The 26,042-nt window shown below is 66.0% G+C and carries 21 protein-coding genes; 7 read left to right on the forward strand and 14 right to left on the reverse strand.

What is annotated here, in order from left to right; genetic code table 11:
- Positions 1 to 42: 42 nt before the first annotated feature.
- Positions 43 to 2,085, reverse strand: coding sequence for an OmpA family protein (locus NX862_RS03710; RefSeq protein ID WP_264492515.1), 2,043 nt, complete (start codon positions 2,083 to 2,085; stop codon positions 43 to 45).
- Positions 2,086 to 2,244: 159 nt separating this feature from the next.
- Between NX862_RS03710 and NX862_RS03715 the strand changes: the two genes are divergently transcribed.
- Positions 2,245 to 3,240, forward strand: a complete 996-nt coding sequence (locus NX862_RS03715; RefSeq protein WP_264492516.1) for a glycosyltransferase family 2 protein — start codon at positions 2,245 to 2,247, stop codon at positions 3,238 to 3,240.
- A 161-nt stretch (positions 3,241 to 3,401) separates the two neighbouring features.
- Complete coding sequence (locus NX862_RS03720) at positions 3,402 to 4,331, forward strand: phosphoadenosine phosphosulfate reductase (RefSeq protein ID WP_264492517.1); 930 nt, start codon at positions 3,402 to 3,404, stop codon at positions 4,329 to 4,331.
- A gap of 25 nt (positions 4,332 to 4,356) precedes the next feature.
- Here the strand turns inward: NX862_RS03720 and NX862_RS03725 are convergent, their stop codons facing one another.
- Positions 4,357 to 4,737: a lysozyme inhibitor LprI family protein gene (locus tag NX862_RS03725; RefSeq protein ID WP_264492518.1), complete on the reverse strand. Its 381-nt coding sequence runs from the start codon at positions 4,735 to 4,737 to the stop codon at positions 4,357 to 4,359.
- A 101-nt stretch (positions 4,738 to 4,838) separates the two neighbouring features.
- On the opposite strand from NX862_RS03725, the gene pyrC reads away from it, so the two are divergent.
- Both pyrC and NX862_RS03735 read left to right on the forward strand, forming a co-directional pair.
- Positions 4,839 to 5,864, forward strand: a complete 1,026-nt coding sequence (gene pyrC, locus NX862_RS03730; protein ID WP_264492519.1) for a dihydroorotase — start codon at positions 4,839 to 4,841, stop codon at positions 5,862 to 5,864.
- Between the two features lie 78 nt (positions 5,865 to 5,942).
- The gene (locus NX862_RS03735; RefSeq protein WP_264492520.1) at positions 5,943 to 6,617 is read left to right on the forward strand and encodes an orotate phosphoribosyltransferase; all 675 of its coding nucleotides are present in this window, start codon (positions 5,943 to 5,945) and stop codon (positions 6,615 to 6,617) included.
- 104 nt (positions 6,618 to 6,721) lie between these two features.
- Here the strand turns inward: NX862_RS03735 and NX862_RS03740 are convergent, their stop codons facing one another.
- Positions 6,722 to 7,339 (reverse strand): VPLPA-CTERM sorting domain-containing protein, encoded by a 618-nt coding sequence (locus NX862_RS03740; protein WP_264492521.1) that lies wholly within the window; start codon positions 7,337 to 7,339, stop codon positions 6,722 to 6,724.
- A gap of 306 nt (positions 7,340 to 7,645) precedes the next feature.
- Positions 7,646 to 10,660 (reverse strand): valine--tRNA ligase, encoded by a 3,015-nt coding sequence (locus NX862_RS03745; RefSeq protein WP_264492522.1) that lies wholly within the window; start codon positions 10,658 to 10,660, stop codon positions 7,646 to 7,648.
- A 281-nt stretch (positions 10,661 to 10,941) separates the two neighbouring features.
- On the opposite strand from NX862_RS03745, the gene NX862_RS03750 reads away from it, so the two are divergent.
- Positions 10,942 to 11,568 carry a winged helix-turn-helix transcriptional regulator gene (locus NX862_RS03750; protein ID WP_264492523.1) on the forward strand — a complete coding sequence of 209 codons (627 nt, stop codon included), beginning with the start codon at positions 10,942 to 10,944 and terminating at the stop codon, positions 11,566 to 11,568.
- Positions 11,569 to 11,627: 59 nt separating this feature from the next.
- Here the strand turns inward: NX862_RS03750 and NX862_RS03755 are convergent, their stop codons facing one another.
- Positions 11,628 to 12,059, reverse strand: a complete 432-nt coding sequence (locus NX862_RS03755; protein WP_264492524.1) for an Lrp/AsnC family transcriptional regulator — start codon at positions 12,057 to 12,059, stop codon at positions 11,628 to 11,630.
- A 223-nt stretch (positions 12,060 to 12,282) separates the two neighbouring features.
- Between NX862_RS03755 and NX862_RS03760 the strand changes: the two genes are divergently transcribed.
- Positions 12,283 to 13,443 carry a type III PLP-dependent enzyme gene (locus tag NX862_RS03760; protein WP_264492525.1) on the forward strand — a complete coding sequence of 387 codons (1,161 nt, stop codon included), beginning with the start codon at positions 12,283 to 12,285 and terminating at the stop codon, positions 13,441 to 13,443.
- Between the two features lie 16 nt (positions 13,444 to 13,459).
- Here the strand turns inward: NX862_RS03760 and NX862_RS03765 are convergent, their stop codons facing one another.
- The 3 genes from NX862_RS03765 to gltX all read right to left on the reverse strand — a co-directional run bounded on the left by NX862_RS03765 (position 13,460) and on the right by gltX (position 17,472).
- A complete protein-coding gene (locus tag NX862_RS03765) occupies positions 13,460 to 14,647 on the reverse strand; it encodes a hypothetical protein (protein ID WP_264492526.1) in 1,188 nt (395 codons plus the stop codon).
- A 64-nt stretch (positions 14,648 to 14,711) separates the two neighbouring features.
- A complete protein-coding gene (locus NX862_RS03770; RefSeq protein WP_264492527.1) occupies positions 14,712 to 15,998 on the reverse strand; it encodes a citrate synthase in 1,287 nt (428 codons plus the stop codon).
- Between the two features lie 85 nt (positions 15,999 to 16,083).
- Positions 16,084 to 17,472, reverse strand: a complete 1,389-nt coding sequence (gltX, locus tag NX862_RS03775) for a glutamate--tRNA ligase (protein ID WP_264492528.1) — start codon at positions 17,470 to 17,472, stop codon at positions 16,084 to 16,086.
- Between the two features lie 95 nt (positions 17,473 to 17,567).
- Here gltX and NX862_RS03780 point away from each other — a divergent pair, with 95 nt between their 5' ends.
- Entirely contained in the window at positions 17,568 to 19,718 is a 2,151-nt protein-coding gene (locus tag NX862_RS03780) for a ComEC/Rec2 family competence protein (protein WP_264492529.1), read from the forward strand.
- 279 nt (positions 19,719 to 19,997) lie between these two features.
- Here NX862_RS03780 and lexA read toward each other — a convergent pair whose 3' ends face one another.
- The 6 genes from lexA to NX862_RS03810 form a co-directional block, all read right to left on the reverse strand.
- Positions 19,998 to 20,699: a transcriptional repressor LexA gene (gene lexA, locus NX862_RS03785; RefSeq protein ID WP_264492530.1), complete on the reverse strand. Its 702-nt coding sequence runs from the start codon at positions 20,697 to 20,699 to the stop codon at positions 19,998 to 20,000.
- 162 nt (positions 20,700 to 20,861) lie between these two features.
- Complete coding sequence (locus NX862_RS03790; protein ID WP_264492531.1) at positions 20,862 to 22,028, reverse strand: molybdopterin molybdotransferase MoeA; 1,167 nt, start codon at positions 22,026 to 22,028, stop codon at positions 20,862 to 20,864.
- Positions 22,025 to 22,498 carry a cyclic pyranopterin monophosphate synthase MoaC gene (moaC, locus tag NX862_RS03795; protein WP_264492532.1) on the reverse strand — a complete coding sequence of 158 codons (474 nt, stop codon included), beginning with the start codon at positions 22,496 to 22,498 and terminating at the stop codon, positions 22,025 to 22,027. Before moaC ends, NX862_RS03790 begins: the two co-directional genes overlap by 4 nt.
- On the reverse strand, positions 22,495 to 23,316 hold the full coding sequence (gene trpC, locus NX862_RS03800; RefSeq protein WP_264492533.1) for an indole-3-glycerol phosphate synthase TrpC: 822 nt from the start codon (positions 23,314 to 23,316) through the stop codon (positions 22,495 to 22,497). The genes moaC and trpC overlap by 4 nt, the downstream gene beginning before the upstream one ends.
- The gene (locus NX862_RS03805) at positions 23,313 to 24,863 is read right to left on the reverse strand and encodes an ABC transporter permease family protein (RefSeq protein WP_264492534.1); all 1,551 of its coding nucleotides are present in this window, start codon (positions 24,861 to 24,863) and stop codon (positions 23,313 to 23,315) included. Before NX862_RS03805 ends, trpC begins: the two co-directional genes overlap by 4 nt.
- A complete protein-coding gene (locus tag NX862_RS03810) occupies positions 24,850 to 26,016 on the reverse strand; it encodes an ABC transporter substrate-binding protein (RefSeq protein WP_264492535.1) in 1,167 nt (388 codons plus the stop codon). Before NX862_RS03810 ends, NX862_RS03805 begins: the two co-directional genes overlap by 14 nt.
- Positions 26,017 to 26,042: the final 26 nt, after the last annotated feature.

Genomic DNA, 26,042 nt, shown 5'->3' on the forward strand with positions numbered 1-26,042 from the left:
GGCGCGCCCTTGTCAGGCGCGCCCCCTTGGGTCTTTGGGCGGTTACTGGCGCAGGATCGGCGTCACGATGCGCACCGAAACCCGGCGGTTGGCGCGTTCATCCTTCAGCGTCGGCACCAGAAGCTCGCTTTCGCCATAGCCCTGGACGACCATGTTTTCGGGCGGGACGCCGAAATACTCGGTCAGAGCCTTGGCCACAGTCTCGGCGCGGCGGTCCGACAGGGTCAGGTTGGACGCGGCAGAGCCCACGGCGTCGGTATGGCCTTCGATCAGGAAGACTTCGCCGGGATTGGTCGCGATCATCTGCGAGATGAACTTGCCCAGGCCGTTCAGGGATTTCGCCTGGTCAGAGTCCAAAGCGGCAGAGCCCGAGGTAAACGTGATCTCCTGGACATTGATCGTCGGCGCAAGGTGGCGGACTTCCGGGATGGTGCGGATCTGGCGCAGCGAGTATTTCGCGCCAAAATCCTCGGCCTCGGCGGCGGCCAAGGCCGCACGCATCGCCGCATCATCCTGGGTGATGTCGATCACCCGGGCGCGGGGGCGCGGCAACTCGCTGATGATGATCGGCTGTTCGGGTTTCAGGTCGTCGATCAGCACGGTGCCGCGGCCCTTGGTGTCATAGGCGATGCGCTGCAGCACACGGCCCGAGGCATCGCGGATCGTGGCGATCTGGCTGCCATCGGTGCGCGCGACGATCGTGCGGGTCGAGCCGTCCTGGAAGGTCTGGGTCGTGACCTTGGACCCCGGTTCCCGCAACAGCGCATTGTCGTCCTTGTAGATCTGATAGGACCCATCGTCCTGACGCACCACAACCCGGTCGCCGGTGTTCTGGACGACCTGTTTCTGGCTGTTGTTCAGGATCGTGCCGATGGTCAGCGCGCCAAGGGCGAGAAGACCGGCCTTTTCCAGATCGGACAGGCCCGATTTGCGGCCAGGGGCCACGGTCACGGGGGCGGCGGCGAATTCCTGCGCGGCAGAGCGGGTGTCGGCGGCGGCCACGGTTTCGGTCGTCACGGTGGCGGTTTCCGGCACGGGCTGTTCAGCAGGCGGCGCGGTCGGGTCGATGGCTGCGGCTGCGGCCTCCGTTACCGGGGGGGCCACGGTGGTATCGGTCGCGGCTGCTTCGGGGGCTGCGTCCAGCACCGAGGTCAGGCCCTCGGCGGCCTGTTCTTCGACCACCGGCGCCTCGACGGGCTGGAGGTTGGGATCGGCAAGGGCCACGGCTGCGGCTTCGGCCTCTTTGGCCTGCGCGGCCTCGATGGCGGCCTGGTCCTGAGCGGCCTGCTCGGTCACTTGCGCTTCGGTCAAGGGAACGGGCTCGGGTTCGGGGGCGGGTTCGGGGGCGGCCTCTTCGGCGGGTGCGGCCTCAGGGGCGACTTCCTCGGCGGGAGCGGCTTCGGGGGCGACTTCCTCGGCGGGAGCGGCTTCGGGGGCGACTTCTTCGGCGGGAGCGGGTTCAGGAGCGACTTCCTCTGCCGGGGCTGCTTCGGGAGCAACCTCTTCGGCGGGAGCGGCCTCGGGGGCGACTTCCTCGGCAGGGGCTGCTTCGGGGGCGACTTCCTCTGCCGGGGCTGCTTCGGGGGCGGCCTCTTCGGCCGGAGCGGCCTCGGGGGCGACTTCCTCGGCAGGGGCTGCTTCGGGGGCGGCCTCTTCGGCGGGAGCAGCCTCGGGGGCGACTTCCTCGGCGGGAGCGGGTTCAGGAGCGACTTCCTCGGCCGGAGCCGCCTCGGGAGCTACCTCCTCGGCCGGGGCTGCTTCGGGGGCGACCTCTTCGGCGGGGGCGGCCTCAGGCGCTACTTCCTCGGCGGGCGCGGGCTCGGGAACAACCTCGGGAACAACCTCCGGCACCACTTCCGGCGCAATCGCGACCGGGGCGCCAAACAGGGCGTCGGCGGCGGCTTGGCAATCGGGGCCCGCGGCGATCACGCAGGCCGCGCCATCGGGGCAGGCGGCCTGATCATCGGGCAGGCACATGACGCTTAGTCCGCCGACGTCGACGAAGTCCTGGGCCTGGGCCGCAAAGGGGGGAACGATATAAAGTGTCAGCGACAGAATCGCCGTGGAATTGATGAGAACCTTCATGTCTCGCCTTTCGTGACGCAACAGGCGGCGAATCCGCCCCCTTGGCCTTGTGCTTAGCCCGAATGACCGCCGCTATGCGATAGCAAGCGTCAGTCAGGCCACGACAAAGGCCGAATCCCCCCGCTTGCCAGGCTTCCAAGGCCGGGCTAGCACTGGACCATGCGCGCCACCCTGGTCACGACCCTGAAGAACGAGGCCTCGTTCCTGCTGGAATGGGTGGCCCATCACCGCACGATCGGCTTCACCGACCTGGTGATCTTTACCAACGATTGCAGCGATGGCACCGATCTGATGGCGGATCGGCTGCAGGCGATGGGGCTGGCGCGGCATATCCCCAATCCGGGACCCTGGGCCGAGGGGCCGCAATGGGCCGCGCTGAAACAGGCCGAACGGCTGGCCGAGGTCCGCGAGGCCGATTGGGTCCTGGTCGGTGATGTCGATGAATTCGTCAACATCCATGCCGGGGCGGGGCAGCTTTCGGACCTGCTGGCGGCTCTGCCCGAGACAGAGGCGATTGCCCTGACCTGGCGGATGTTCGGCAATGCGGGCCAGGTGAGCCATGCGCCGGGGCCTGTGACGCGGCGCTTTTTCCGCGCGGCGCCGGCGGTTCTGTCCTGGCCTTGGCGGGCGCAGATGATCAAGACGCTGTTTCGCCCGTCCGCCTTTGGCAAGCTGGGGGTGCATCGGCCAAAGCAGCCCCTTGGCACCCCGCGCTGGTGCGACGGCTCGGGGCGCGCGGTTGACCTGGGCGGCCGGCTGTTCAGCGACTACCGGCAGGACAATTACGGCTTGGTGCAGTTGAACCACTATGCGCTGGGCTCGACTGAAGGGTTTCTGGTCAAGGCCGACCGGGGGCGGGCCAACCGTGAGGCGGGGGCCTTTGACATGGGCTATTGGGTTGAACGCAACCTGAACCAGGTCGAGGACCGCTCGATCCTGCGGGTCGCGATCGAGGCGCCCTTGGCCGCCCTTCTGGCCGATCCGGTGCTTGCGGGGCTGCAGGTCAAGGCCGAGGCCTGGCGGCGGGCGCGCATCACCGCGCTGATGGCCGAGGAAAGCTGGCGCCAGTTCTTTGGCCGGCTGTTGATGGCGGGCCCCTCGCGGCTGCCCTCGCCTGCGGAAGTTGCGCTGATCCATGGGGTGCGCAACTCCTGATTGTGACGTGAAAACCGCATCCGGCAACAATCGCCGCGGATTATGCGCCAAACCGCCTTAATTTCGCACCCGTTTTGCTTGATCCTTAACCGACCCGGGCGATAATGCCGCAACGGGTCCGGCCTTGGTCGAGGCCCGGCTTTGCTCACGGATGGCGCTTGATGACTGATCTGGAAGATGACCTGCTCGACGCCTCTTCGGCAACCACGGCCGAGGACTGGGTGGAGCGGATGGCCGAGATCGGGCAGGCGGGGGGCTGGTTTCGCGCGGTGGCCAATGACCACCAGGCGCTGTTCCTGGACAATGGCCGCAGCCTTCTGGTGACGTTCGACACGCATCGCACCGCCTTTGAGCGGCCGCGCAAACTGCCGGTTGGCATGGACCTGGCCGATGAATGTGACTGGTCGCATCTGTGCATCCTGGCGCGCAAACATCCCTGGTTCCGGTCCGATGCGGTCTATGCGCTGTTCGATCAGCTGATCGACGAGGGCTTTTTTGACGGCTTTGACCGCGTGCTGTTTTACGGCGGCGGCCCCTTGGGCTATGCGGCGGCGGCCTTTTCGGTGGCGGCGCCGGGGGCGCGGGTGCTGCTGCTCAATCCGATCGCCACGCAAAGCCCCGGCCTCGCCGGCTGGGACGACCGCTTTCGCGAGGCCAAGCGGATGGACTTCGCCACCCGCTATGGCTTTGCCCCCGACATGGTCGAGGCGGCCTCGGATGTCACGGTCATCGCCGACCCGTGTCAAAAGATGGACGCGATGCATTCCGCGCTGTTCACCGGCCCCCATATCCGGCATTTCACCGCCCGCCGCGGCGGCAGCGACCTTGAGGCGCAGTTCTCGCGGATGGGGATACTGAATCACCTGCTGGCCGCCGCGATGGAGGGCAGCTTGACGCTAAGCCGCTTTGCCACGCTGTGGCGGCGGCGGCGCAGCGACGGCACCTATCTGCGCCACCTGCAAATGAGCGCCGCGGCCCATCCGGCGCGCGAAATTGCGATCTGCCGCAATGTCGTGGCGCGGCTGGATCAAAAGCGATTTCGACGCCGCCTCGCCGAACTGGTCCCGGGCGAGGGCGAGGCTGGCACTTAACCGCGGCCAAAAACTTCGGGGCGGATCACTCGCCCTCGGCGATGGCGCGGATCTCTTCGGTCCGGGCGCGGGTCATGCGTTCCAGGCAATAGGCCTGAACCATCGGCTCCATCGTGCCGCCCTTGTAGAAAAACGCCTCGTTTGCGCAGGTCGCATCGCGGTAGGGCAGCCAGGCGCGCTGGGCCGCACGCAAGGCCGCCTCGGCGCCGCGTTCGGCCTTGGGAAGATCGGCATCCCATTGCGACATGACCTTCACGGCCATGCGGTAAGTGGCGTTCAGATCCTCGTCCGCCGCCTGAAAGGCCAGGCCCGCGCAGCGCGTCATCTCGGTCTGGGTCTGGGGATCGGCGCAATCGGCAAAGGCAGGCGCGGCAAGCAGGATCACAGCAAAAGGGAAATGGCGCATGGGACCTCCGGTGGTTTGGCGCAGGATTGCGGGGCGCGGGGGGCATGTCCAGCCGGAAATGGGCTGGAATTGAGGCGGGTTTTCCGCTAGGGCCGGGTCTCATGACCCAGATCACCATCCGCCGCCCCGACGACATGCATTTGCACCTGCGCGATGGCGCGATGCTGCAAGCCGTTGCCCCCGAAAGCGCCCGCGATTTCGCCCGCGCCATCATCATGCCGAACCTTGTGCCGCCGGTTGTGACCGGGGCGCAGGCCCTGGCCTACCGGGACCGCATCCTGGCGGCCGCGCCGGGCTTTATGCCGCTGATGACGCTTTACCTGACCGAAACGACCGACCCGGCCGATGTCGCGGCCGCCGCGGCAAGCGGGCTGGTCAAGGCGGTCAAGCTTTACCCCGCCGGCGCCACGACGAATTCCCATGGCGGGGTGCGTGACCTGGACCGCGTCATGCCCGTGCTGGAGAAAATGGCCGAGATCGGCTTGCCGCTTTGCACCCATGGCGAGGTCACGACGCCCGAGGTCGATATCTTTGACCGCGAGGCGGTGTTCATCGACACGGTCCTGGACCCTTTGCGCCGCCGTATCCCCGAACTGCGCGTGGTGATGGAACATATCACGACCGAAGAGGGCGTGGCCTATGCCGCACAGGGGGGAAACCTGGCGGCGACGATCACCACCCATCACCTGATCATCAACCGCAACCATATCCTCGTGGGCGGGATCAAGCCGCATTACTACTGCCTGCCGGTGGCCAAGCGGGAAAAGCACCGCCTGGCGCTGCGCCGGGCGGCGACCTCGGGCCATCCGGCCTATTTCCTCGGCACCGACAGCGCGCCCCATGTCGATGCGCTGAAGGAACATGCCTGCGGCTGCGCGGGCTGCTTTACGGCCACCAACACCATGCCGCTGCTGGCCCATGTCTTTGACGAAGACGGCGCCTTGGACCGGCTGGAGGCGTTCACCGCGCTGAACGGCGCAGCGTTTTACGGCCTGACGCCCAATGAAGACCGCCTGACCTTGGTGAAAGAGACCACTCCGGTGGCCTTCCCGCCCAAGATCGAGACCGGCGCCGGCCCCGTGACGGTCTTTGACCCCGGCTTCGCGGTCCATTGGCGCGTTCTTTGAATTCACATTGATCCAAATATTCCCGCCGGAGGCTCCCCCTCTGTCCCCGGCGCCCCGCTGCCCTGCAAGGAGCCTCGCATGATCCCCTCGTCCTTCCCGCCCCGCGAAGACATCGCCCGCCTGACCGCCCGCGCCCTGCTGGAGATCAAGGCCGTGCATTTCAACGCCGAAACGCCCTTTACCCTGGCAAGCGGTTTGCCCTCCCCGACCTATATCGACTGCCGCAAGCTGATCTCTTATCCGCGCATCCGGTCGGTCTTGATGGATTTCCTGACCGTGACGGTCTTGCGCGATGCCGGGCTTGAGGCCTTTGACAATATCGCGGGCGGCGAGACGGCGGGCATCCCCTTTGCGGCGCTGGTGGCCGAGCGCATGGCCCTGCCGATGACCTATGTGCGCAAAAAGCCGAAAGGTTATGGGCGCAATGCCAGGATCGAGGGGGTGATGACCGAAGGCCAGCGCGTGCTTCTGGTCGAGGATCTGACGACGGATGGCGGGTCGAAACTGTCCTTTGTCGATGCGATCCGCGAGACGGGGGCGACCTGCGCCCATACCGCAGTGATCTTTTACTACGGCATCTTCCCGGAAACGACGCAGCGTCTGGCCGATCACGGCGTGGCTTTGCATCACCTTTGCACCTGGTGGGATGTGCTGGCCGAGGCGCGGGCGCAGGGCGCCTTTGATGTGGCAACCCTGTCCGAGGTCGAAAGCTTTTTGGCCGATCCGCGCGCCTGGCAAGCCGCGCGCGCGTGACAAGCAGGGGGGCTCGCCCCCCTGACCCCCGAGAATATTTGGGTCAGTATGAAAGCGAAAGGGGCGCAGCCAGACCGGCCGCGCCCCTTCGTTTGTGCTCGTGATCAGGCGCGCTTGCGGCGACGCATCGCAGCCAGACCGCCCAAGGCGCTGACCAACATCAGACCAGCCGCGGGAACCGGAACCGTCGGAACGATGCTGACCGCATCGACCAGACCGCCCAGCGATTCGCTGTTGCCGGCGCCGACGAACTGCAGCGTATAGGTCCCGGCCGTGGCGACGTTGAACGACGCGGTCACAGTGGTCCAACCGCCCGAGGGCAACGAGCTGCTCGACCCAGTGACCGAGCCGACAACCAGGCTGCCAAGGCTGTAGTCGACGATGTTGGTGTTCGCGTCAGCTTCACGCGGCTGATAGGCGAAGGACAACACATAGGCGCCGACCGAAAGCACCACATCCTGCCAGAGGCTGTAGTTGTTGTTGCCGTCCAGCTCGACATAGCGATTGCCGTCAAAGGCAGTCACGCCGGGCAGGGTGCCGGTGGTCTGAACTTCGACCCCACCAGCGGTGTGGGACCAATAGTCCACTTCACCGATCCACCAGCTGCCGCCGCCGGGGGTCGGGCCGTCTTCGAAGCTTCCGTTCTGCACGATGGTCGCGGCCGAAGCAGCGCCCGCCAGGCCAAGAACCAAAGCCGTGGTCGTCATTATTTTGGAAATCATGTTACACCTTCAAACCATAAGACTTCTGCGGAACCTGCCACAATTTTGCCTTTAATGCAAATTGGTTCATCGCTGTTAACCCCGTCTTGTGTGCTTTGACACAAGTTGCGGGAATCCCATGGCATTGTTTCGGGGTCGGAAATCAGGGTGCAATCTGGGGTTGTATATGCCCTGCGCCCTCAGCCTGACCGGTGCGAATCGGCCGGGCGAAAACGGGGTCAGACCGCAAGAGGCCGGGGCAGAAATGCACGCGCGCAAGGCCGGGCGGGGCCTTGCGCGCTTGGGTCTTGCGGTGCCGCAAGCGGCTTAGCCGAGCTCGGCCAGGCGCGTCATGGCGGCCTCCAGCTTGGCGGCCTCGTCTTCGCGGGCGGCGAGGTTGGCCTTCGCTTCTTCGACGACGTCTTCGGGCGCCGAGGCTGCGAAGTTGGGGTTGTTCAGCCGCCCTTTGAGCCCGCCGATTTCCTTGGCGAGCTTCTCCAGCGACTTCTTCAGCCGCGCCTTTTCCTCGGCGATGTCGATGAGCCCCGCCAGCGGGATGGCAAAGGTCGCCCCGGGAGCGGCCAGCGTGATGGCGCCCTTGGGGGCCGCGCCTTCGGCAAAGCCATCGACCCGGGCCAGGCGTTTGATCAGCGCCTCGTTGCGGGTCCAGGCCGCGCGGGCCTCGTCACTCAGGCTCATGGCCACCAGGTCGATCTTCAGCCCTGCGGGGACATGGACCTGCGCCCGGGCCGAGCGGATTTCGTCGATGAGCCCGGTGACGAATTCCATTTCCGTGTCGGAGGCCGCGTCCGAAAGGTCGGAGAGCGCGGGCCAGTCGGTATGGACCAAGAGTTTCGCCCGCGTGCCGGTGTTGCCCCAAAGGTCTTCGGTGATGAAGGGCATGAAGGGATGCAGCAGGATCATCGACTGATCCAGCACCCAGGCCATCGTCTGACGGGTCTCGGCGGCGTCTTCGCCGTCAAACAGCGGTTTGGCGAATTCGACATACCAGTCGCAGACCTTGCCCCAGACGAATTTGTAAAGCGTGTCGGCGGCGAAGTCGAAGCGGAATTCGGCCAGCGCCTGTTGCACCTCGGCCGCCGCACGGGCGGTCTCGCCGATGATCCAGCGGTTGGCCGTCGCCTTGGCCGTGGGGGGCGCGGCTTGGGTCGCGTGACCCTCCCAGACGCCGTTCATCTCGGCGAAACGGCAGGCGTTCCAGAGCTTGGTGCCGAAATTGCGATAGCCGGCAATGCGCTGCGGGTCGAACTTCAGAACGCCGCCCAAGGAGGCCATGGCCGCATTGGCGAACCGCAGGGCATCGGCGCCGTATTCGTCGATGACCTCCAAGGGGTCCACGACGTTGCCGAGGCTCTTGGACATCTTCTTGCCCTTGGCGTCTCGGACGAGGCCATGCAGGTAGACGGTGTGGAAGGGGATATCCTCGACGACCGCCAGCTGCATCATCATCATCCGGGCGACCCAGAAGAAGATGATATCGGCCCCGGTCACCAGGACCGAGGTGGGGAAGTATTTCTGCAGCTCGGGCGTCTGCTCCGGCCAGCCCAGCGTCCCGATCGGCCAGAGGCCGGAGGAGAACCAGGTGTCGAGGACGTCGGGGTCGCGGTAGAGCTCAACATGCTCGTCAATCGAGACTTTTTCAGGTGAAGCATAGAAATCAAAGCCGCCCTTCGCAGAGACGGTCACGCGAACGTCTTTGCCATAATAGGCTTTCGCGAGGTCAATCGCCTCTGCCTCGGTCGCTCCGCAAAATGGTATGTAAGTAACCTGAGACCGAACAAAGGGATCGGGCAATGGCAGTTTCGGCCCATACCAAACCGGGATCTGGTGGCCCCACCACAGTTGCCGCGAGATGCACCAGGGTTCGATATTCTCCAGCCAGTGGAAATAGGTCTTCTCGCCCGATTCCGGCATGATCCGGGTGCGGCCCGAGCGGACGGCCTCCAAGGCGGGCTCCACGATCTTGGCAGTGTCCACGAACCATTGGTCTGTCAGCATCGGCTCGATGACGACCTTGGAGCGGTCGCCATGGGGCTGCATGATCAGCTTGTCCTCGACCACCGGGACAAGGCGGAGGTGTTCGGAATGGGTCTCTTCGTCGATCTCGGAGACCATGACGGTCACCGCCAGCCCCGCCGCGTTGATATCGGCGATGACCAGTTTCCGCGCCTCGAAGCGGTCGAGGCCACGGTATTTCTCGGGCACCAGGTTTAGGCTGTCGACTTCGTTTTCATCCGTCGGAGAGCCCGCCGCGATCTCTCGCGCCCGCGCCACGCAGGCCTCATAGGAGGCCCCATCGGCGCGCATCCGGCCTTGGGTGTCCATCAGGCGATACATCGGCAGGTTCGCGCGCTTGGCCACCTGATAGTCGTTGAAGTCATGCGCGCCGGTGATCTTGACCGCCCCGCTCCCAAAGGTCGGATCGGGATATTCGTCGGTGATGATCGGGATAAGCCGGTCACACAAAGGCAGGTGGACCATCTTGCCCACGATGGGCGCATAACGCGCGTCGGAGGGATGCACGGCCACCGCGCCATCGCCCAGCATCGTTTCGGGCCGGGTCGTGGCAATCGAGATGTAATCGCGGGTCTCGCGGAAAGTCACCGCGCCCTCGGCGTCCTTTTCGACATATTCATAGGTCTCACCGCCCGCCAGACGGTATTTGAAGTGCCACATATGGCCCTTGACCTCGATATTCTCGACCTCAAGGTCGGAAATCGCGGTCTCGAAATGGGGGTCCCAGTTGACCAGTCGCTTGCCGCGATAGATCAAGCCCTTGTTATACATATCCACAAAGACCTTGATGACGGCATCGTGGAAATTGCCCGCCTCACCCTCGGGCGCGCCCGGAGCGCCTGACATGGTGAAAGCCTCGCGGTCCCAGTCGCAGGACGCGCCAAGCCGCTGCAACTGGCCGATGATCGTCCCGCGCGAGGCCTTCTTCTGCTCCCAGACCTTCAGCGTAAAGGCCTCGCGGCCCATCTCGCGGCGGCCGGGCAGGCCGGCCTTGGCCATCTCGCGCTCTGTCACCATCTGGGTCGCGATGCCGGCATGGTCGGTGCCGGGCTGCCACAACACGTCATGGCCCTGCATCCGGTGCCAGCGGATCAAGATGTCCTGCAGCGTGTTGTTGAACGCATGGCCCATATGCAGCGACCCCGTGACATTGGGCGGCGGGATCATGATGGAAAAGGCCTCGGCGCGCGATCCATCAGACTTGGGCCGCGCATTGGCCCCGGCTGCCCCTACCTTCCGCTCCAGCCAGAGCTGAGAGATGCGGGCTTCCGCCTCGGCGGGGTTGAAGGTCTTTTCCATGGGCATCGGAGTGTTCCTGGCTGGTTTCACAGGCCTCTTACCCAAATGCGGCGGATTGGAAAAGCCTTATGCGGGAAATCGCGGGCCAAGCCATGGGGGGGCAGGGGATTTGTTGGGTTGAACAACAAGGGTTGCTCTTTCGCCACCCCTTTTGTCAGATTTCGGCCTATACGAATGGAAAGTTCCGATTGGCGCGCCAATTGGTTAATGTCATTCTTCAGACTTGCGTCTTTTGCCCTGCTGCCTGTCATGTTGACGACCCTCATTTGATCTCGAACGGTTCCACGATGCCCTCACTTGCCGATACCGCCCCAGACCGCCGCCGCTATGACATGTCCTGCCCGATTGCCTGCGCGCTTGATTTGGTCGGAGAGCGCTGGACCCTGTTGATTTTACGCGAACTTTTGCCCGGCCCTCTGCGGTTCTCCGAGATCAAGGGGGCGGTGCCGGGGATCAATGCGACGATCCTGTCGCGGCGGCTGGACCAGATGGCCTCCGAGGGGCTGGTGGGCCTGGCCGAGATGGGCAGCACCACGGGCTATGCCGCGACCGCGCGGGCCCTGACGCTGTGGCCGCTGCTGTTCACGCTGGCCGTCTTTGGCCTGCAGACCCCGGCCCAGGCCACGACCGGCGGTCTGACCCCGGTGGCCGCCGTGACCGCCTTCATCGCCAATCGTCCGGCCAAGGCCCCGCGCCTGACCATCGGCTTTTCGCTGGGCGGCCCCCGGCTGGAATGGCAGCCCGATCACCGCGCGCCCCTGCTGCGCAAGCCCGGCCGCGCCGCGCTGGAGATCACGACGGCGCCCGATCTGCTTTACGGCCTTGTCACCGGGCAAAACCGCTGGGCCGAGGTGCAAGACCGCCTGACGCTGGAGGGCGAGGCCGGGGCCTTCCTGGACCACCTTCCGGGTTGAACCGGTTGGCCGCAGACCTGAGGCGCGGCAAAGGACCTGCGCCGTCAAACTGCGCCTCATCAAACTGCCCGGTCGATGCGGGTCGACAGGTGGATCAGGCTTTCCGAACTTTTCACCCCGGTCAGCGCGCCGATCTGGTCCAGCACGCCGTCCAGAACCGTCGTATTGGGCGCTGCCACCTGCAACAGCAGGTCAAACCGCCCCGAGGTCGTATGCACCCTTTCGACCTCGGCAATCGCCTTCAGCCGCGAGAGAATCCCCGCCTGCGCCCGCGGCTCGATCGTCAGCAGAACCGAGGCCCGAAGCCGCCCCTCCCGCGCGGCCTCCCCCAGTTTCAGCGTATAGCCCGCGATGATGCCGCCGGTCTCCAGCCGCTCCAGCCGGGCCTGGATGGTCGACCGCGCCACCTTCAGCCGCCGCGCCAGGGTGGCCACCGACATCCGCGCATCGGCCCCCAAAAGCCCCAGGATGCTCCGATCCAGTTCGTCCATGCAATCTGCCTTCCCGTTTCGTCATTATGCCGGTCAATTGCTGCAATTATATAGTTTTGTTCGGTGAAGTTGTCACCCATATGCAGCATCCTCTGTTGCAGGAAAAGGGCGGCTCATACGCACCTGGCCTGGTTGGAAAAACCATGCTTGTGCCAAGGCCGATGCTCCCTTTTCAGGGCAACGGGGAGGGACATGCATCTTGTTGGCTGAAAGGATCACGCTGATGGGACTGTCCAAGACGATCTGGACCAATCCGACCGAATTCCTGCGCAACCAGCAGCCGGAAAACCCGGTGCTGTTCTTTGCGCCCCAGGTTCTGCAGGCCACGGCGCGCCGTTTTCTCTCTGGTTTTCCGGGGCTTGTGACCTATGCGGTCAAGTCGAACCCTTCGGAAGAGGTGGTCGAGAATCTGATGGCCGCGGGCGTGCGCGGCTTTGACTGCGCGTCCAGCGTGGAAATCGACATGATCCGCCGTTTGGACCCCGATGCTGCGATCCATTACCACAATCCCGTCCGCTCGCGGGCCGAAATCGCCCATGCGGTTGCCCGCGGCGTGACCTCGTGGTCGGTGGACAGCGGGTCAGAGCTGGCCAAGCTGATCGAGATGGTCCCGACAGTGTCAAAAAGCGGGGCCGGTTGCGAAATCTCGGTCCGGTTCAAGCTGCCGGTGGCGGGTGCGGCCTATGACTTTGGCGCCAAATTCGGCGCGACCTCTGCGGTGGCCTCTGATCTGCTGGCGCGCGTCGCCGCGGCCGGTTTCACCTCCTCGCTGACCTTCCACCCCGGCACGCAATGCACCGATGCCAGCCCCTGGGTCGCCTATATCCGCGAGGCCGCCGTGATCGCCGCCCGCGCCGGCGTGCGCATCGCGCGGCTGAATGTCGGCGGCGGCTTCCCCTCGGCCCGCCACAAGGGGCAGGTCATCGACCTTGAGGCGATTTTCGCCGCCATCGACACCACGACGACCGAGGCCTTCGGTGCCGACCGCCCCGCGCTGGTCTGCGAGCCCGGCCGCGGCCTGTGCGGCGAGGCCTTTGCGCTGGCCGCCCGCGTCAAGGCGATCCGCGACGACGCCCATGTCTTTCTGAACGACGGGATCTATGGCTCCATGCTGGAGTTCAGCCAGATCGGCCTGATCGACCGCCTGACCGTGCTGGACCACGAGGCGCAGCCGCGCCGGGGTGCCACGGTCGCGCGCATCTGCTTTGGCCCGACCTGCGATTCGGTGGACCGCCTGCCCGGAGAGATCGCCCTTCCCGCCGACCTGGCCGAGGGCGACTTCATGATCTTTCACGGCATGGGCGCCTATACGACCGTGACCAACAGCCGCTTCAACGGCTTTGGCGACCTGGGGCTTTGCACCGTGCTGGCGCTGAAGCTTTAACCCTCAGACCCCGGCGTCAATCCTCGTCGGCGTCGGAATAATCAGTCAGGGGTGAGGCGCGCCCCGACTTGATGAAGGCCTCCAACTCGGCCTGCATCGCCCACATGACCTTGGCCTTGGGGCGTTGCGCCAAGGCCGCCTCGACCAGCCGCAGGGCGCGATGCGGTTCGGTCTGGGCCAGGGCCTGCGCCGCCGCCCGCAGATCGGCATAGGTGGGCATGGCCGTTTCATGCGTCATGCGCGCCAGGGTGGTGATGGCGCCGCGCATGGCCCGGGTGAACTCTTCGTCGGTCCAGTCCGAAGGGGCGACATCGGGCAGGTCGTCGAAATCGTCGGGGAACAGCTCTGGCAGGTCGTTCACCTTCAGCCAGGCGTTCAGCTGGGCATTGCTGGCCCGGTAGGGCGCCAGAAAAGCCCGCGCCTCGGCCTTGGTCGGGCGCAACAAGGCCTCGGTGTTCTTGGTCGACACCAACAGCGTCCGCGTCAGGATCTCGCGCCCGCCGATGACATTGGCCATATGCCCCATCCGCGACTTGACCCGATCAAGAGAGGTGTTGACGTCCTTGGACTTGGTGCAATCGGTCCTGTCGATGCCCATCACTTGCGTGAAATCGGCAACGATATCTCCGTTCACCAGATGGTTGCGGTCAAAGACCCTGACGACCAGGGATTCGGCGCCGAACTGGTCGGCCCACATCTTCATGCGGTTGAAATAGTTCAGATACAGCGGCTGATAGCTGTTGCGCTCGGGCAGGGCCTTGAAGCCATGGCCCCACAGCTCCCATTCCGTGCGGCGGTCGGCGCGGGCGCCCTCCATATGATGAGAGGCGGCCTGGCGGTCCTGGCGGCGCAGGTAGCACACCACGGAGACCTTGTCGAACATCGGCTTGACGGTATCGGCCAGGGTCTTGATCGTCTCGGGGTCAAGGAAGAACGAAAAGTTTTCCGAGCTGACGACGACCGTGTCCTGGGGAAGTTCGCTCAGGGCTTCGGCGAATTTCTGGGGGTTGTGCACGCGATGGCCGCCGGGCAGGGACCTTTCCGGGTCGACCTGCGACAAAAGACGATGGGCATGGGGTTCGCCGCCAGCGCGCAGATAGCCCAGCCCGCGACTGGCCAGGATCGCGGCATTGCCGCCAAGCCATTGTTGCAGCGCGGTCGTCCCGGTCTTGTGCGACCCGATGTGAAGAATGAGATGCCGCATGGTCCCGTCCGAAATGGCACAACCGAACCCCGAAAGGTCCGGCTGTGCTTGCGATTTGGCCGCCTTAGCGGTGGTTCAGGTCGATATAGTCACGCCGTGCGGGCCCGACATACAGTTGGCGCGGACGGCCGATCTTGCCATTTTCGGCGATCATCTCTTTCCACTGCGAAATCCAGCCCACGGTCCGCGAAATCGCAAAGATCGGCGTGAACATCGAAGTGGGGAAGCCCATGGCCTCCAGGATGATGCCCGAATAGAAATCGACGTTCGGATACAGCTTTTTCGAGATGAAATACTCATCCGACAGTGCGATCCGCTCCAGCTCTTTGGCGACCTGCAACAGCGGGTTGTCATGGACGCCCAGAAGTTCCAGCACCTCGTCGGCCGATTCCTTCATCACCGTCGCGCGCGGGTCGAAGTTTTTATAGACGCGGTGGCCGAAGCCCATCAGGCGGAAGCCCGAATTCTTGTCCTTGGCCTTGGCGATATACTCGGGGATGCGGTCGACGGTGCCGATTTCCTTGAGCATTTCCAGGCAGGCCTGGTTGGCGCCGCCATGCGCAGGCCCCCAAAGACAGGCGATCCCGGCCGCGATGCAGGCGAAGGGATTGGCCCCCGAAGAGCCCGCCAGACGCACGGTCGAGGTGGAGGCGTTCTGTTCGTGGTCGGCATGGAGCATCATGATGCGGTCCATGGCCTTTTCCAGGATCGGGTTGACCTCATATTCCTCGGCCGGCACGGCAAAGCACATGCGCAGGAAGTTGCCGGCGTAGGACAGCGAGTTCTTGGGGTAAACGAAGGGCTGGCCGACCGAATACTTGTAGGCCATGGCGGCGATCGTCGGCAGTTTCGCGATCATGCGAATGGCCGAGACTTCGCGCTGCCAGGGGTCGTTGATGTCCAGGGAGTCATGGTAGAACGCCGACATCGCGCCGACCACGCCCACCATCGTGGCCATGGGATGCGCGTCGCGACGGAAGCCGCGGAAGAAGTTGTGCATCTGTTCGTGCACCATCGTGTGCTTGGTCACACGATTGGTGAAATCCGCCAGCTGCGCCGCGGTCGGCAATTCGCCGTAAAGCAGCAGATAGCAGGTTTCCAGATGGCTGGATTCCTTGGCCAATTGTTCGATCGGATAGCCGCGATAAAGCAGCTCCCCCTTGTCGCCATCAATGAAGGTGATGGAGGATTTGCAAGACGCGGTCGAGGTGAAGCCGGGGTCAAAGGTGAAGACATCGGCTTCGTCATAGAGTTTGCGGATGTCCAGCACGTCGGGGCCGGCGACAGGGGACATGACGGTCAGGTTGAATTCCTTGCCGTCCAGGTTCAGCGTGGCTTTACGTTCAGTCATTTTTACCCCCGTTTGGCCTTTCATGGCAGCGAAAGGCATATCGCCGCAGGTCGCGGCAGGCATCTTAGGGGGCCGAGTTGGGCGGTCAGTCCGCCGCCTCGCTCAGCCTCGCAATCGTCTCATCCCGGCCGATGACAAGCATCATGTCATAGACGCTGGGGGTCGCCGTCCGTCCCGCCAGAGCCGCCCGCAAAGGCTGCGCCAGCTTGCCGAATCCGATCCCCGCCTCGGTCGCAGCAGCGGTCAGGATAGACTCCAGTTCCGCCTTTTCCCAAGTAGCATTTTGCAGCTGCAGCGTCAACGATTTCAGTATACCACGGGATACCGTATCCAGCGCAGCCGCCGAAGCCTCGTCGCGGCCAATCGGGCGCGAGATCAGCGCAAAGCGTGCCTTTTCAAGAAGTTCCGGCAAGGTCTTCGCACGTTCCTTCAGGCAATACATGCCCTTCAGCATCCGCGCATGTTGACCCTGCGTCAGGGCAGGTTCCCCACGGGCGACCAGAAATGCCTCAATCTCTTGCAACAGTGCAGCATCGGGCGTCATGGCGATATGCTGGCCGCAGACATGTTCCAGCTTCTTGAAGTCGAGTCGCGCCGGAGCCCGCCCGATCCCCGCAAGGTCGAACATCGCCTTGGCCTCGTCCGAGGTAAAGATCTCGGCATCGCCATGCGCCCAACCCAGCCGCGTCAGGTAGTTGCGCATCCCTGCGGCAGGATAACCCATGGCCTGATATTCCTCGACCCCCAGGGCGCCGTGGCGTTTCGACAGTTTTTTGCCGTCCGGCCCATGGATCAGCGGGATATGCGCCCAGACCGGCACCGTCCAGCCCATGGCGTCATAGACCATCGTTTGCCGTGCGGCATTGGCCAGGTGGTCATCCCCCCGGATCACATGGGTCACGCCCATATCGTGGTCATCCACCACCACAGCCAGCATATAAGTCGGGGTCCCATCCGAACGAAGAACGATCATGTCGTCCAATTGATCGTTCTGAAAGGTAACGATTCCCTGAACCTCGTCGGAAATAACCGTGGCCCCTTCGCGCGGGGCCTTCATGCGGATCACATAGGGCAGGGCGGGATAGCTGGCGGGATCGGCGTCGCGCCAGGGGGATTGGAACACGGCATAGGAGTCGTGCGCCGCGCGAAAGGCCTCGATTTCCTCTTTGGTGGCAAAGCATTTATAGGCCGTGCCGCGGGTCAGCATTTCATGGGCGACCTCGGCGTGGCGGTCCTTGCGGTCGAACTGGCTGACGACATCGCCATCCCAATCCAGGCCCAACCAAGTCAGGCCGCGCAGGATTGCCGCGGTGGCCTCCGGGGTCGAGCGTTCGCGGTCGGTGTCCTCGATCCGCAAAAGGAACTTGCCGCCGCGGCCCCGGGCGTAAAGCCAGTTGAACAGCGCCGTGCGGCCGCCGCCGATATGCAGGTAGCCGGTGGGCGAGGGGGCGAAGCGGGTGACGACCTGGGACATGGGGAACCTTGCTGCGGCGGGTGTTTCAGGAGGCGTTAACGTTTGGGAAACCATGTTCGGCCATGCTGGGCCGAAGGGTTGAAGTGGGTTTAGTCTTGGACATCAGCACTGGCAAGGTGGCGCCTGTTTTCGCGCCCTGGGGATGGCCCCTGCGGGCGGCAGAGGCTTTGGCCGCGGCGCCCGTCGATCTGTTCCTGTTCTTGCCGATCTGTACCGCCTTTGGCATCGGCGGCTGGTTCGGGCTGAAACATGAACCGGCGCTGTGGGTTTATGGCGTCATGGTGCTGGCGGTGGTCGCCCTGATCTGGGTCGTCTGGCGCGGGCCCTGGGTCTGGCATGCCCCGGCGCTGGCCCTGGGGGCGGTCCTTGTGGGGGTCTTGGCCTGCGCGGTCCGGGTCTGGGTCGTGGCCTCGCCCATGCTGGCGGTGCCCTATTACGGCCCGATCCAGGGCCGCATCATCGAGATCGACCGCAGCCAGACCGACGCCATGCGCCTGACGCTGGACAGGGTGGTCCTGCTGGACCTTGGCCCGGACCAGACGCCGCTGACCGTGCGCGTCAGTCTGAAGGGCGCGCCGCGGGTCTATGATCCGGGGGCGACGGTTCTGGTGACGGCGCGCATCGCCGCCCCCGAATCGGCGACAGAGCCGACGGGCTTCGACTTTCGCCGCATGGCCTGGTTTCAACAATTGGGCGCGGTGGGCTATACCGCCAGCCCCGTCGTGGTCTGGGCAGAGCCCGGGCCCTATGAGGCCTGGATCAACCGCATCCGCGCCAGCCTGTCGCGCGCGGTGACGGACGCCGTGCCGGGCGATGCCGGGGCCTTTGCCTCGGGCGCGCTGACCGGGGACCGCTCGGGGATCTCGGCGCAGGTGGTGGCCGATCTGCGCAACTCGTCGCTGGCGCATTTGCTGGCGATTTCGGGGATGAACATGGCCTTCATCGTGGCCTTTGTCTTTGGCATGATCCGCTATGGCCTGGCCCTGGTGCCGGTCGTGGCCCTGCGGGTCGAGGCCAAGAAGGTCGCAGCCGTCCTGGCCTTTGGCGTGGCGGGGTTCTATCTGGCGCTCTCGGGGGCCAATGTGGCGACGACGCGGGCCTTTTTGATGGTGACGATCATGCTGGGGGCGGTGCTGCTGGACCGCCGCGCCATCACGCTGCGGTCCGTGGCGCTGGCGGCCATGGCCCTGATGCTATGGGAACCCGAGAGCCTGTTGAACCCCGGCTTCCAGCTGTCCTTTGCCGCTACCGTGGCGCTGATTGCGGGCTTTGGCCCGGTCGAGGCCTGGATGAAGGCGCGCCGCTGGCCAAGGCTGGCCGAGGCCTTCGGGCTGTTGGTTGCGACCTCGGTGCTGGCGGGGCTGGCCACCACACCCTTTGCGGCGGCGACCTTCAACCGGACGGCGCCCTGGGGGCTGGTGGCCAACCTGATGACCGTGCCGGTGATGAGCGTCGTGATGGGGGCGGGGGTCGTGGCGCTGTGCCTGGCGCCCCTGGGCCTTGCGGGGCCGGCGCTGTGGGTCATGGGCAAGGCCTCGGCCTGGATCTTGTGGGTGGCGCATTGGGTCTCGGGCTGGGAGGGCGCGGTGACGCCCGTGGCGCAGCCGGGGCCCTTGGTCGTGCCGCTGATCGCGCTGGGGGGGCTTTGGGTCGTGATCTGGGTCGGACGGGCGCGGCTTTGGGGCCTGGTGCCGGTGGGTCTGGCCTTGGTGATGTGGGCAATGGTGGAGCGGCCGGTGCTGCTGATCTCGTCGGACGGGGTGCTTGCGGGGGTCATGGGGCAGGAGGGCCGGGCGCTGAGCACCTCACGCGGGGCGGGGTTTGCGGCGGAGTCCTGGCTGGCCAATGACGGCGACCTGACCCCGCCGAAAGAGGCCGCCTTGCGGGCGGGGGTGGTGGGCAAGAAGGGCGGCGACCGGCGGTTCCAGGTCGGTGCGGTGACGGGGGTGATCCTGGCCGGCAAGGGGGCGGCGGGGCGGGTGGCCGAGGCCTGCGCCGGGGCGGACCTGGTGATCCTGCCGGTGGATTTCGGAGCGGCGGACTTTGGAGCGGTGGATGGGGGCGAGGCGACCGGTGGTGGCGGCTGCACGCTGCTTGACAAGGCGCTGTTCGCCCATAGCGGCGCCCTCGCCGGGCATGTGGTCAAGGGCGGGTTGGTCCTGGTCCCGGTGCGCGCCCAGGCCCGACCCTGGACCGGCAACAGCGTTGCGGTCGAGGATGTCTTTGTGCCCCATGTGACACGGTAAGGGATTTCGGTCCCTCGGCTTCGGGCTGGCGCCCGAAAGAGAGGGACCGACCCAAGGCGGGGGGCTGCCGCCCCCCTGACCCCCCAAAGGCGCCGCGCGTCAGCTTGCTCCAAACCGGAGATGGTTGGCCGCAGGCCAGAGGCGAGGCAAAAACCAGAGGCTCGGCCAACCAGAGGTGAGGCAAAAACATAGCGCGCGCCTTGGGGCGCGCGCTATGGGATCAGGGATTGGCACACAATCAGAGGTCAGGACCACACCAACGGGCGCGCGGGAAGCCCCTTAATAGGTGCGGATCAGGCCGACCAGCTTGCCCTGGACCTTGACCATGTGATCGGGAAACACCCGCGTCTCATAGGCCGGGTTCGCGGCCTCGAGTGCGATCATGCTGCCTCTGCGGCGGAACCGCTTCAGCGTCGCTTCCAGGTCCTCGACCAAAGCCACCACGATATCGCCATTCTCGGCCGAGACCTGCTCGCGGATGATCACCACGTCGCCGTCGTTGATCCCCGCCTCGATCATCGAGTCGCCCTTGACCTCCAGCGCGTAATGCGCGCCGCGCCCCGCCACCATGGAGTTCGGCACCGTGATATGGTCGCTGACATGGGCAATCGCCTCGATCGGCACGCCGGCCGCGATCCGCCCCATCAGCGGGATCGTCATGGCATTGGCGGCACTTTCGGTCTCTACTGGCAGGGCCGAGGCCGGACGCGGGGCCGGATCGACCCGGGAACCCTCGACCACGCGGGGCTTGAAGCCACGTTCCGCGGCCTCGGGGTATTTCACGATCTCCAGCGCGCGGGCGCGGTGGGCCAGACGGCGGATGAAGCCGCGTTCCTCCAGTGCCGTGATCAGACGGTGGATGCCGGATTTCGACTTCAGCTCCAGCGCGTCCTTCATTTCGTCAAAGGATGGCGGGACGCCCTCGGCATCAACACGGCCACGGATGAATTCCAGAAGCTCCAACTGCTTGCGTGTCAGCATCTGCCTACCCCAAGTTATAGTCTGTTTATCCGACAGGCGCGTCCACCCCGGGCGCACCCCTCTTGTTTGAGGAATGTTCTGCCCGTGTTCCCGGTTTGTGTCAAGACTTTTACCGAATTGCAGCGCGTCGAACTGCAACGCGCCAAACTGCAACGCGCCAAACTACAACGCGAGATAGCGCGCGATGTCGCCTTTGCGCTGCGGCCCGTCGTCGCGCGGGCGGATCAACAGCGCGTTGGCCTCGGTCAGGATGCCGATCAGGGCGCTGTCTTGCCGATCAAAGGGCGTGATCACGCCGCCCGCCACCCGCGCCCGCATGTAATGGGTGCGGGGGCCTGTGGGGCCGATATCGGCGCCCAGAGCCGCGGTGAATTCGGGCGGGGCGACATCGGGGCGGCCCTGCATCGCGCGCAGCATCGGCAACAGGAACAGATGGGCGCAGACGATCGACGAGACCGGATTGCCCGGCAGGCCCAGCATCGGGCGGCCCAGCACGCGGCCCGCCATCAGGGGCTTGCCCGGGCGCATCGCGATTTTCCAGAAGGCGCGGGTCAGGCCCAGGCTCTCGGCCACGGGGCCCACAAGGTCATGATCGCCGACCGAGGCCCCGCCGATGGTGACGATCAAATCGGCCTCTGCGGCCAGGTGGAAGGCGGCCTTCAGCTCTTCGGTCCGGTCGCGGGCGATGGGCAGGATGCGGGCCGTGGCGCCCTCGGCCTCGGCCAGGGCGGCCAGGGCAAAGGCGTTCGAGCAGATGATCTGGTCGGGCCCGGGCGTATCGCCGGGCATCACCAGTTCATCCCCCGTGGCCAATATCGCCACCACGGGTTTGCGCGCGACCTGCAGATGGGGCAGGTTCATCGCAGCAAACAGCGCCAGGTCATGCGGGCGGATGCGGCGCGCGGACACCTGGTCGCCTTCGGCGAAATCCTGACCGCGCGGGCGGATGTTGGTGCCGGTGCCCAGGTTGGCGCCCAGGGTGATCCGGTCGCCGTCGCGGGTGACATCCTCTTGGATCACAACGGCTTGCGCGCCTTCGGGCACCGGGGCGCCGGTGAAGATCCGCACGGCCTGACCCGGGTGCAGGGCGCCCCCGTGGCTTTGCCCGGCCTGCGCCTGACCCACCACCTGAAAGCTGGCCCCCGGTTGAACCGCCCCCATCACGGCGTAACCATCCATGGCCGAGGCGGCAAAGGGCGGCTGATCAAAGCCCGCCACCACAGGCCCCGCCATCATCCGCCCGACGGCCAAACGCAGCGGCACGCTTTCAGCCGGCAGCGGCGTCACCAGGGCCAGACAGCGGGCAAAGGCCTCTTCGACCGGGATCATTCCGCCTCCCAGGTGCCCGATTTGCCGCCCTCTTTGTGCAAGAGGCGGATGCCCTCGATCCGCATCCCCTTTTCGGCGGCCTTCAGCATGTCATAGATCGTCAGACAGGCGACGGTGACGGCGGTCAGCGCCTCCATCTCGACCCCGGTCTGGCCCGAGGTCTTGACGGTCGCCACGACCCGCACGCCGGGCAGGCCATCATCCGGGGTCAGGTCCAAAGACACTTTGGTCAGGGCCAGCGGATGACACAGCGGGATCAGATCGGCGGTCCGCTTGGCCCCCATGATGCCCGCCAGCCGCGCGACGCCCAGGACATCGCCCTTTTTCGCCGTGCCTTGCGTGACCAAGGCCAGGGTCGCTTCGGTCATCACCACCGCGCCCGCCGCCACCGCGACCCGCGCCGTATGGGCCTTGTCCCCCACATCGACCATATGGGCCCGGCCCTCTGTGTCGAAATGGGTCAGGGTCATGCGCCGCCCCCCATGTCGCCGCGCAAGGGATTGGCCAGGATCGCCTTGGTCGCCGCGGTCACATCGGCCTGACGCATCAGGCTTTCGCCGATCAGGAAACACCGGGCGCCGTAGCGCGCCATTTCGGCCAGGTCCTCGGGGGTGTAAAGCCCGGATTCGGACACGATCATCCGGCCTTCGGGCACATGGCGGGCCAGGGTCTTGGTCGTTTCCAGCGTCACGTCAAAGCTGTGCAGGTTGCGGTTGTTGATCCCGATCAGGGGGGATTTCAACAAGACGGCGCGGTCAAGCTCTTCGCGGTCATGGACCTCGATCAGGACATCCATGCCAAGGCCAAGGGCTGCGTCCTCAAGCTCGGTCGCCTGGGCATCCGAGACCGAGGCCATGATGATCAGGATGGCATCGGCATGAAGCGCGCGGGCTTCGACCACCTGATAGGTGTCATACAGGAAATCCTTGCGGATACAGGGCAGTTTCACCGCCTGATGCGCGGCCAGAAGATAGGCGTCGGCGCCCTGAAAGGACGGCCCATCGGTCAGGACCGACAGGCAGGTCGCCCCCCCGGCCTCATAGGCGCGGGCCAAGGCGGGCGGGTCGAAATCGGCGCGGATCAACCCTTTGGAGGGCGAGGCCTTCTTGATTTCGGCAATCAGCCCATAGCCTTGGGCTGCGGCCTCGGACAGGGCACGCGCAAAGCCGCGGGGCGCGGGGGCGGCGGAGGCGGCCTCTTGGACAGCGGACAGGGGGCGCAGGGCCTTGCGGGCTGCGACCTCTTCCAGCTTGTAGGCCTTGATCTGGTTCAGGATTGTAGCGGTCATGGTGTCCTTTTACGGCTTTGGCCCGGGGAAGGGAAGGCTTTCACGCGGGCGGCCAGGGCAAAGGCCAGCAGGGGGAGGGCTGCTTGCGCCAGGGCCAGGCCCGCCACAAGCGCCCGGTCCGGCCCCGAGGCCAGGGCCACGGCCTCGGTCGTCAGCGTGGCGATCCGCCCGCCCGAGATCAGCAAGGTCGCCAGATACTGCCCGACCGAGGCCGCCACCCCCACCGCCAGCGCCGCCGCCAGCGCGGGCCGCATCAGCCCAAGGTGCAACAGCGCCAAGCGCAGCCCCCCGGCGCCCAGGCTGCGGGCGGCCAGGGTCAACGGCGCGGGCAGGGCGCGCCAGGGGCCTGCGATCACCAGCCAGACATAGGGAAAGACCAGCACGACATGGGCCATCAAGGTCAGGGGCCAGGGACCCAGGCCCAGCGGGATCAGCCCCCGCGCCAGGCCCGGCAAAAAGGCCACCTGCGGCAGGATCAGGGGCAGCCAGATCAGCGCCTCCAGCCGCGAGGCAGGGGCCTGCAGCGCCACCAGCGCCAAGGCCAGCGCGGCCAGCGCCGCGGCCAGCGCCAGGGCCAGCGTCGTCAGCCCAAGCGCCCAAAGCCCCGCGGGCAGCTGCGGCGCGACATGCGGCACCAGGTCCGGGAAAGGCCAGCGCCCGCCTTGCGACAGGACCGCAAGCAGCGCCAGGCAGATCAACGGCAGGGTCAGCAGCGCCAAGGCCATCTGCGCAAGGCGCGCGGCATCGGGGGGGATCGGCGCGGCCGCGGCCAGGCGTTCGACCCCGCGCCAGATCAGCAGTGCCAGCCCGGTCAGCCCCAGTTGCAACAGCGCCAAAGATGCCGCAAGCCCCGCGCCGCCCAGGTCGGGGCGCAGAGCCGCCCGCGTGACCTCGACCGACAGGGGGGCGGGCAGGCCGGGGCCCAGGATCGCGCCCATGTCGACCGTGGTCATGCCATAGGTCAGGACCGCCAGGATCGGCAGGCGCAGGCTGGGGTAAAGCGCCGGCCACTCGACCCGGATCATCCGCGCCATGCGCCCTTGGCCCAGGGTCGCTGCGACCTCGACCCGCCGGGCGATGGCGGGTGTCCGGGCGGCCAGGGCAAGGAACAACAGGAACGGCGTCTCTTTCAGCACCAGGCCCAGGGTCAGGCCGATGCCCCAGCGGTCTTGCAAGGTCATCAGGTCGGGCGGCGCGTCCCAGCCCATCAGCGGCGCCAAGGCCCGCGCGATCAGGCCAGAGGGCGCAATCAGCAAGGCCAGCCCCAGGGCCAGCGCCGCATGGGGCAGGGCGAGGCCAAGCGGCAAAAGTCGGAACAGCCGGGCATCCGGCGGCACATGGGCCAGGATCAGCACGGTCAGGCCCGTGGCGATCAGCGTGGCGGCCAGGCCCGGCCCCAGCGACAGCGCCACGGCGCGCCACAGGCCGGGATGCTGCAGCAGGTCCGCAAAGGGCCCGGCTGTGGTCAGCGTATGGTCCAGCCCCAGCGCGATGGGGGCCAGGATCAGGACAAGCGGCAGCCGCGCCAGTGGCTTAGCCAGCGCCATAACGCGCGGCCCAGGCCTCGGCGATGGCCGTCATCCACGAGGCATGGGGCTCCAGCAGCGTCGGCCCCAGCGCCAAGGGCGACAGGGTGGCCGGTCCCAGCGGCAGGGCGTCGAACAGGGCGCGGTCCTCGGGCGTCAGGGCGGCCATGTTCAGCACGGTCTGAAAGCCCAGCACGCCCGGGTCTTGGGCGCGGGCCTGAACCAGGGGCGACAGGATCAGGTTGGCCACGACCTGCGCCGCCTGCACCGCGCTGGCATTGACCGGGATGGCCACGAAAGAGGCATTGGCGATGGTCCCGCCCTCCAGGACAAAGGTGCGCACCGTGTCTTGCAACCGCCCTGCCGCGATTTCCGCACTGGCACGCCCGGGGTTGAAGGCCAGCGAAATCCGCGTCTCGCCATCGGCCAGCAAAAGCCCAAGCGCGGGCTCGTCCTTGGGGAAGGCGCGACCCTGACGCCACAGATGCGGGTGCAGCGCGTCCAGAAAGGGCCAAAGCGCCGCATCCAGGCCCGGCGCATGGGGGGATTGCAGCACGGCAGGGTCGGGCAGCAGGGCATAAAGCGCCTGTTTCAGAAAGGTCATCCCCAGGTAATCGGGCGGCTGGGGATAGGTAAAGCGCCCGGGGTTCGTCGCCGCCCAGTCCGCCAGGGCCGCAATTGACCGGGGCGGAGTGTTCACGCCGTCCTGTTCAAAGACCAGCTGCGCCATCGCCCAGGGGCTTTCGTAACCCCCCGTGGGTTCGGTGAAATCGGTGACGGTCGCGGGCTTGCCCTGGGTGTCGACACGTGGCCAGTTCGGCAGGGATTCCGTAAAGGGGCCGAAAAGCAGGCCCTCGCGCTTCATCGTGGCAAAGTTCTCGCCGTTGATCCAGATCAGGTCGACGGCGCCCTTGGTGGTGCCCGCTGCGATCTCGGTCCGGACGCGGGCCACGGCGTCGGCAGTGGCGGCCAGCTTCACATGGGTCAGCGTGATGCCAAGGCCCGCCGCCTGATCGCCCAGCCAGGCGATGAAGTCGTTGATCTTGGGATCGCCGCCCCAGGCGTGGAAAAACACCTCTTGGCCGCGGGCCTGGTCCAGCAGGGCCCAGGTTTCGGCCCAGGCGCGAGAGGGCAACAGGGCTGCAAGCAGGGCAAGGGTCTGGCGGCGGTTCATGGGGTCTCCTTTTTCGGGGAAGCTGG

Source organism: Stagnihabitans lacustris (assembly GCF_025950525.1).
Classification (GTDB): Bacteria; Pseudomonadota; Alphaproteobacteria; order Rhodobacterales; family Rhodobacteraceae; genus Stagnihabitans.

Coding starts and splice junctions, on each gene's coding strand:
- NX862_RS03740 (WP_264492521.1), bottom strand. CDS start 7,339: ATGATTTCCAAAATAATGACGACCACGGCTTTGGTTCTTGGCCTGGCG.
- NX862_RS03760 (WP_264492525.1), top strand. CDS start 12,283: ATGGGACTGTCCAAGACGATCTGGACCAATCCGACCGAATTCCTGCGC.
- NX862_RS03805 (WP_264492534.1), bottom strand. CDS start 24,863: ATGGCGCTGGCTAAGCCACTGGCGCGGCTGCCGCTTGTCCTGATCCTG.
- NX862_RS03755 (WP_264492524.1), bottom strand. CDS start 12,059: ATGGACGAACTGGATCGGAGCATCCTGGGGCTTTTGGGGGCCGATGCG.
- NX862_RS03715 (WP_264492516.1), top strand. CDS start 2,245: ATGCGCGCCACCCTGGTCACGACCCTGAAGAACGAGGCCTCGTTCCTG.
- NX862_RS03745 (WP_264492522.1), bottom strand. CDS start 10,660: ATGCCCATGGAAAAGACCTTCAACCCCGCCGAGGCGGAAGCCCGCATC.
- NX862_RS03710 (WP_264492515.1), bottom strand. CDS start 2,085: ATGAAGGTTCTCATCAATTCCACGGCGATTCTGTCGCTGACACTTTAT.
- NX862_RS03790 (WP_264492531.1), bottom strand. CDS start 22,028: ATGATCCCGGTCGAAGAGGCCTTTGCCCGCTGTCTGGCCCTGGTGACG.
- NX862_RS03770 (WP_264492527.1), bottom strand. CDS start 15,998: ATGACTGAACGTAAAGCCACGCTGAACCTGGACGGCAAGGAATTCAAC.
- NX862_RS03735 (WP_264492520.1), top strand. CDS start 5,943: ATGATCCCCTCGTCCTTCCCGCCCCGCGAAGACATCGCCCGCCTGACC.
- NX862_RS03725 (WP_264492518.1), bottom strand. CDS start 4,737: ATGCGCCATTTCCCTTTTGCTGTGATCCTGCTTGCCGCGCCTGCCTTT.
- NX862_RS03750 (WP_264492523.1), top strand. CDS start 10,942: ATGCCCTCACTTGCCGATACCGCCCCAGACCGCCGCCGCTATGACATG.
- NX862_RS03810 (WP_264492535.1), bottom strand. CDS start 26,016: ATGAACCGCCGCCAGACCCTTGCCCTGCTTGCAGCCCTGTTGCCCTCT.
- moaC (WP_264492532.1), bottom strand. CDS start 22,498: ATGACCCTGACCCATTTCGACACAGAGGGCCGGGCCCATATGGTCGAT.
- trpC (WP_264492533.1), bottom strand. CDS start 23,316: ATGACCGCTACAATCCTGAACCAGATCAAGGCCTACAAGCTGGAAGAG.
- pyrC (WP_264492519.1), top strand. CDS start 4,839: ATGACCCAGATCACCATCCGCCGCCCCGACGACATGCATTTGCACCTG.
- lexA (WP_264492530.1), bottom strand. CDS start 20,699: ATGCTGACACGCAAGCAGTTGGAGCTTCTGGAATTCATCCGTGGCCGT.
- gltX (WP_264492528.1), bottom strand. CDS start 17,472: ATGTCCCAGGTCGTCACCCGCTTCGCCCCCTCGCCCACCGGCTACCTG.
- NX862_RS03720 (WP_264492517.1), top strand. CDS start 3,402: ATGACTGATCTGGAAGATGACCTGCTCGACGCCTCTTCGGCAACCACG.
- NX862_RS03765 (WP_264492526.1), bottom strand. CDS start 14,647: ATGCGGCATCTCATTCTTCACATCGGGTCGCACAAGACCGGGACGACC.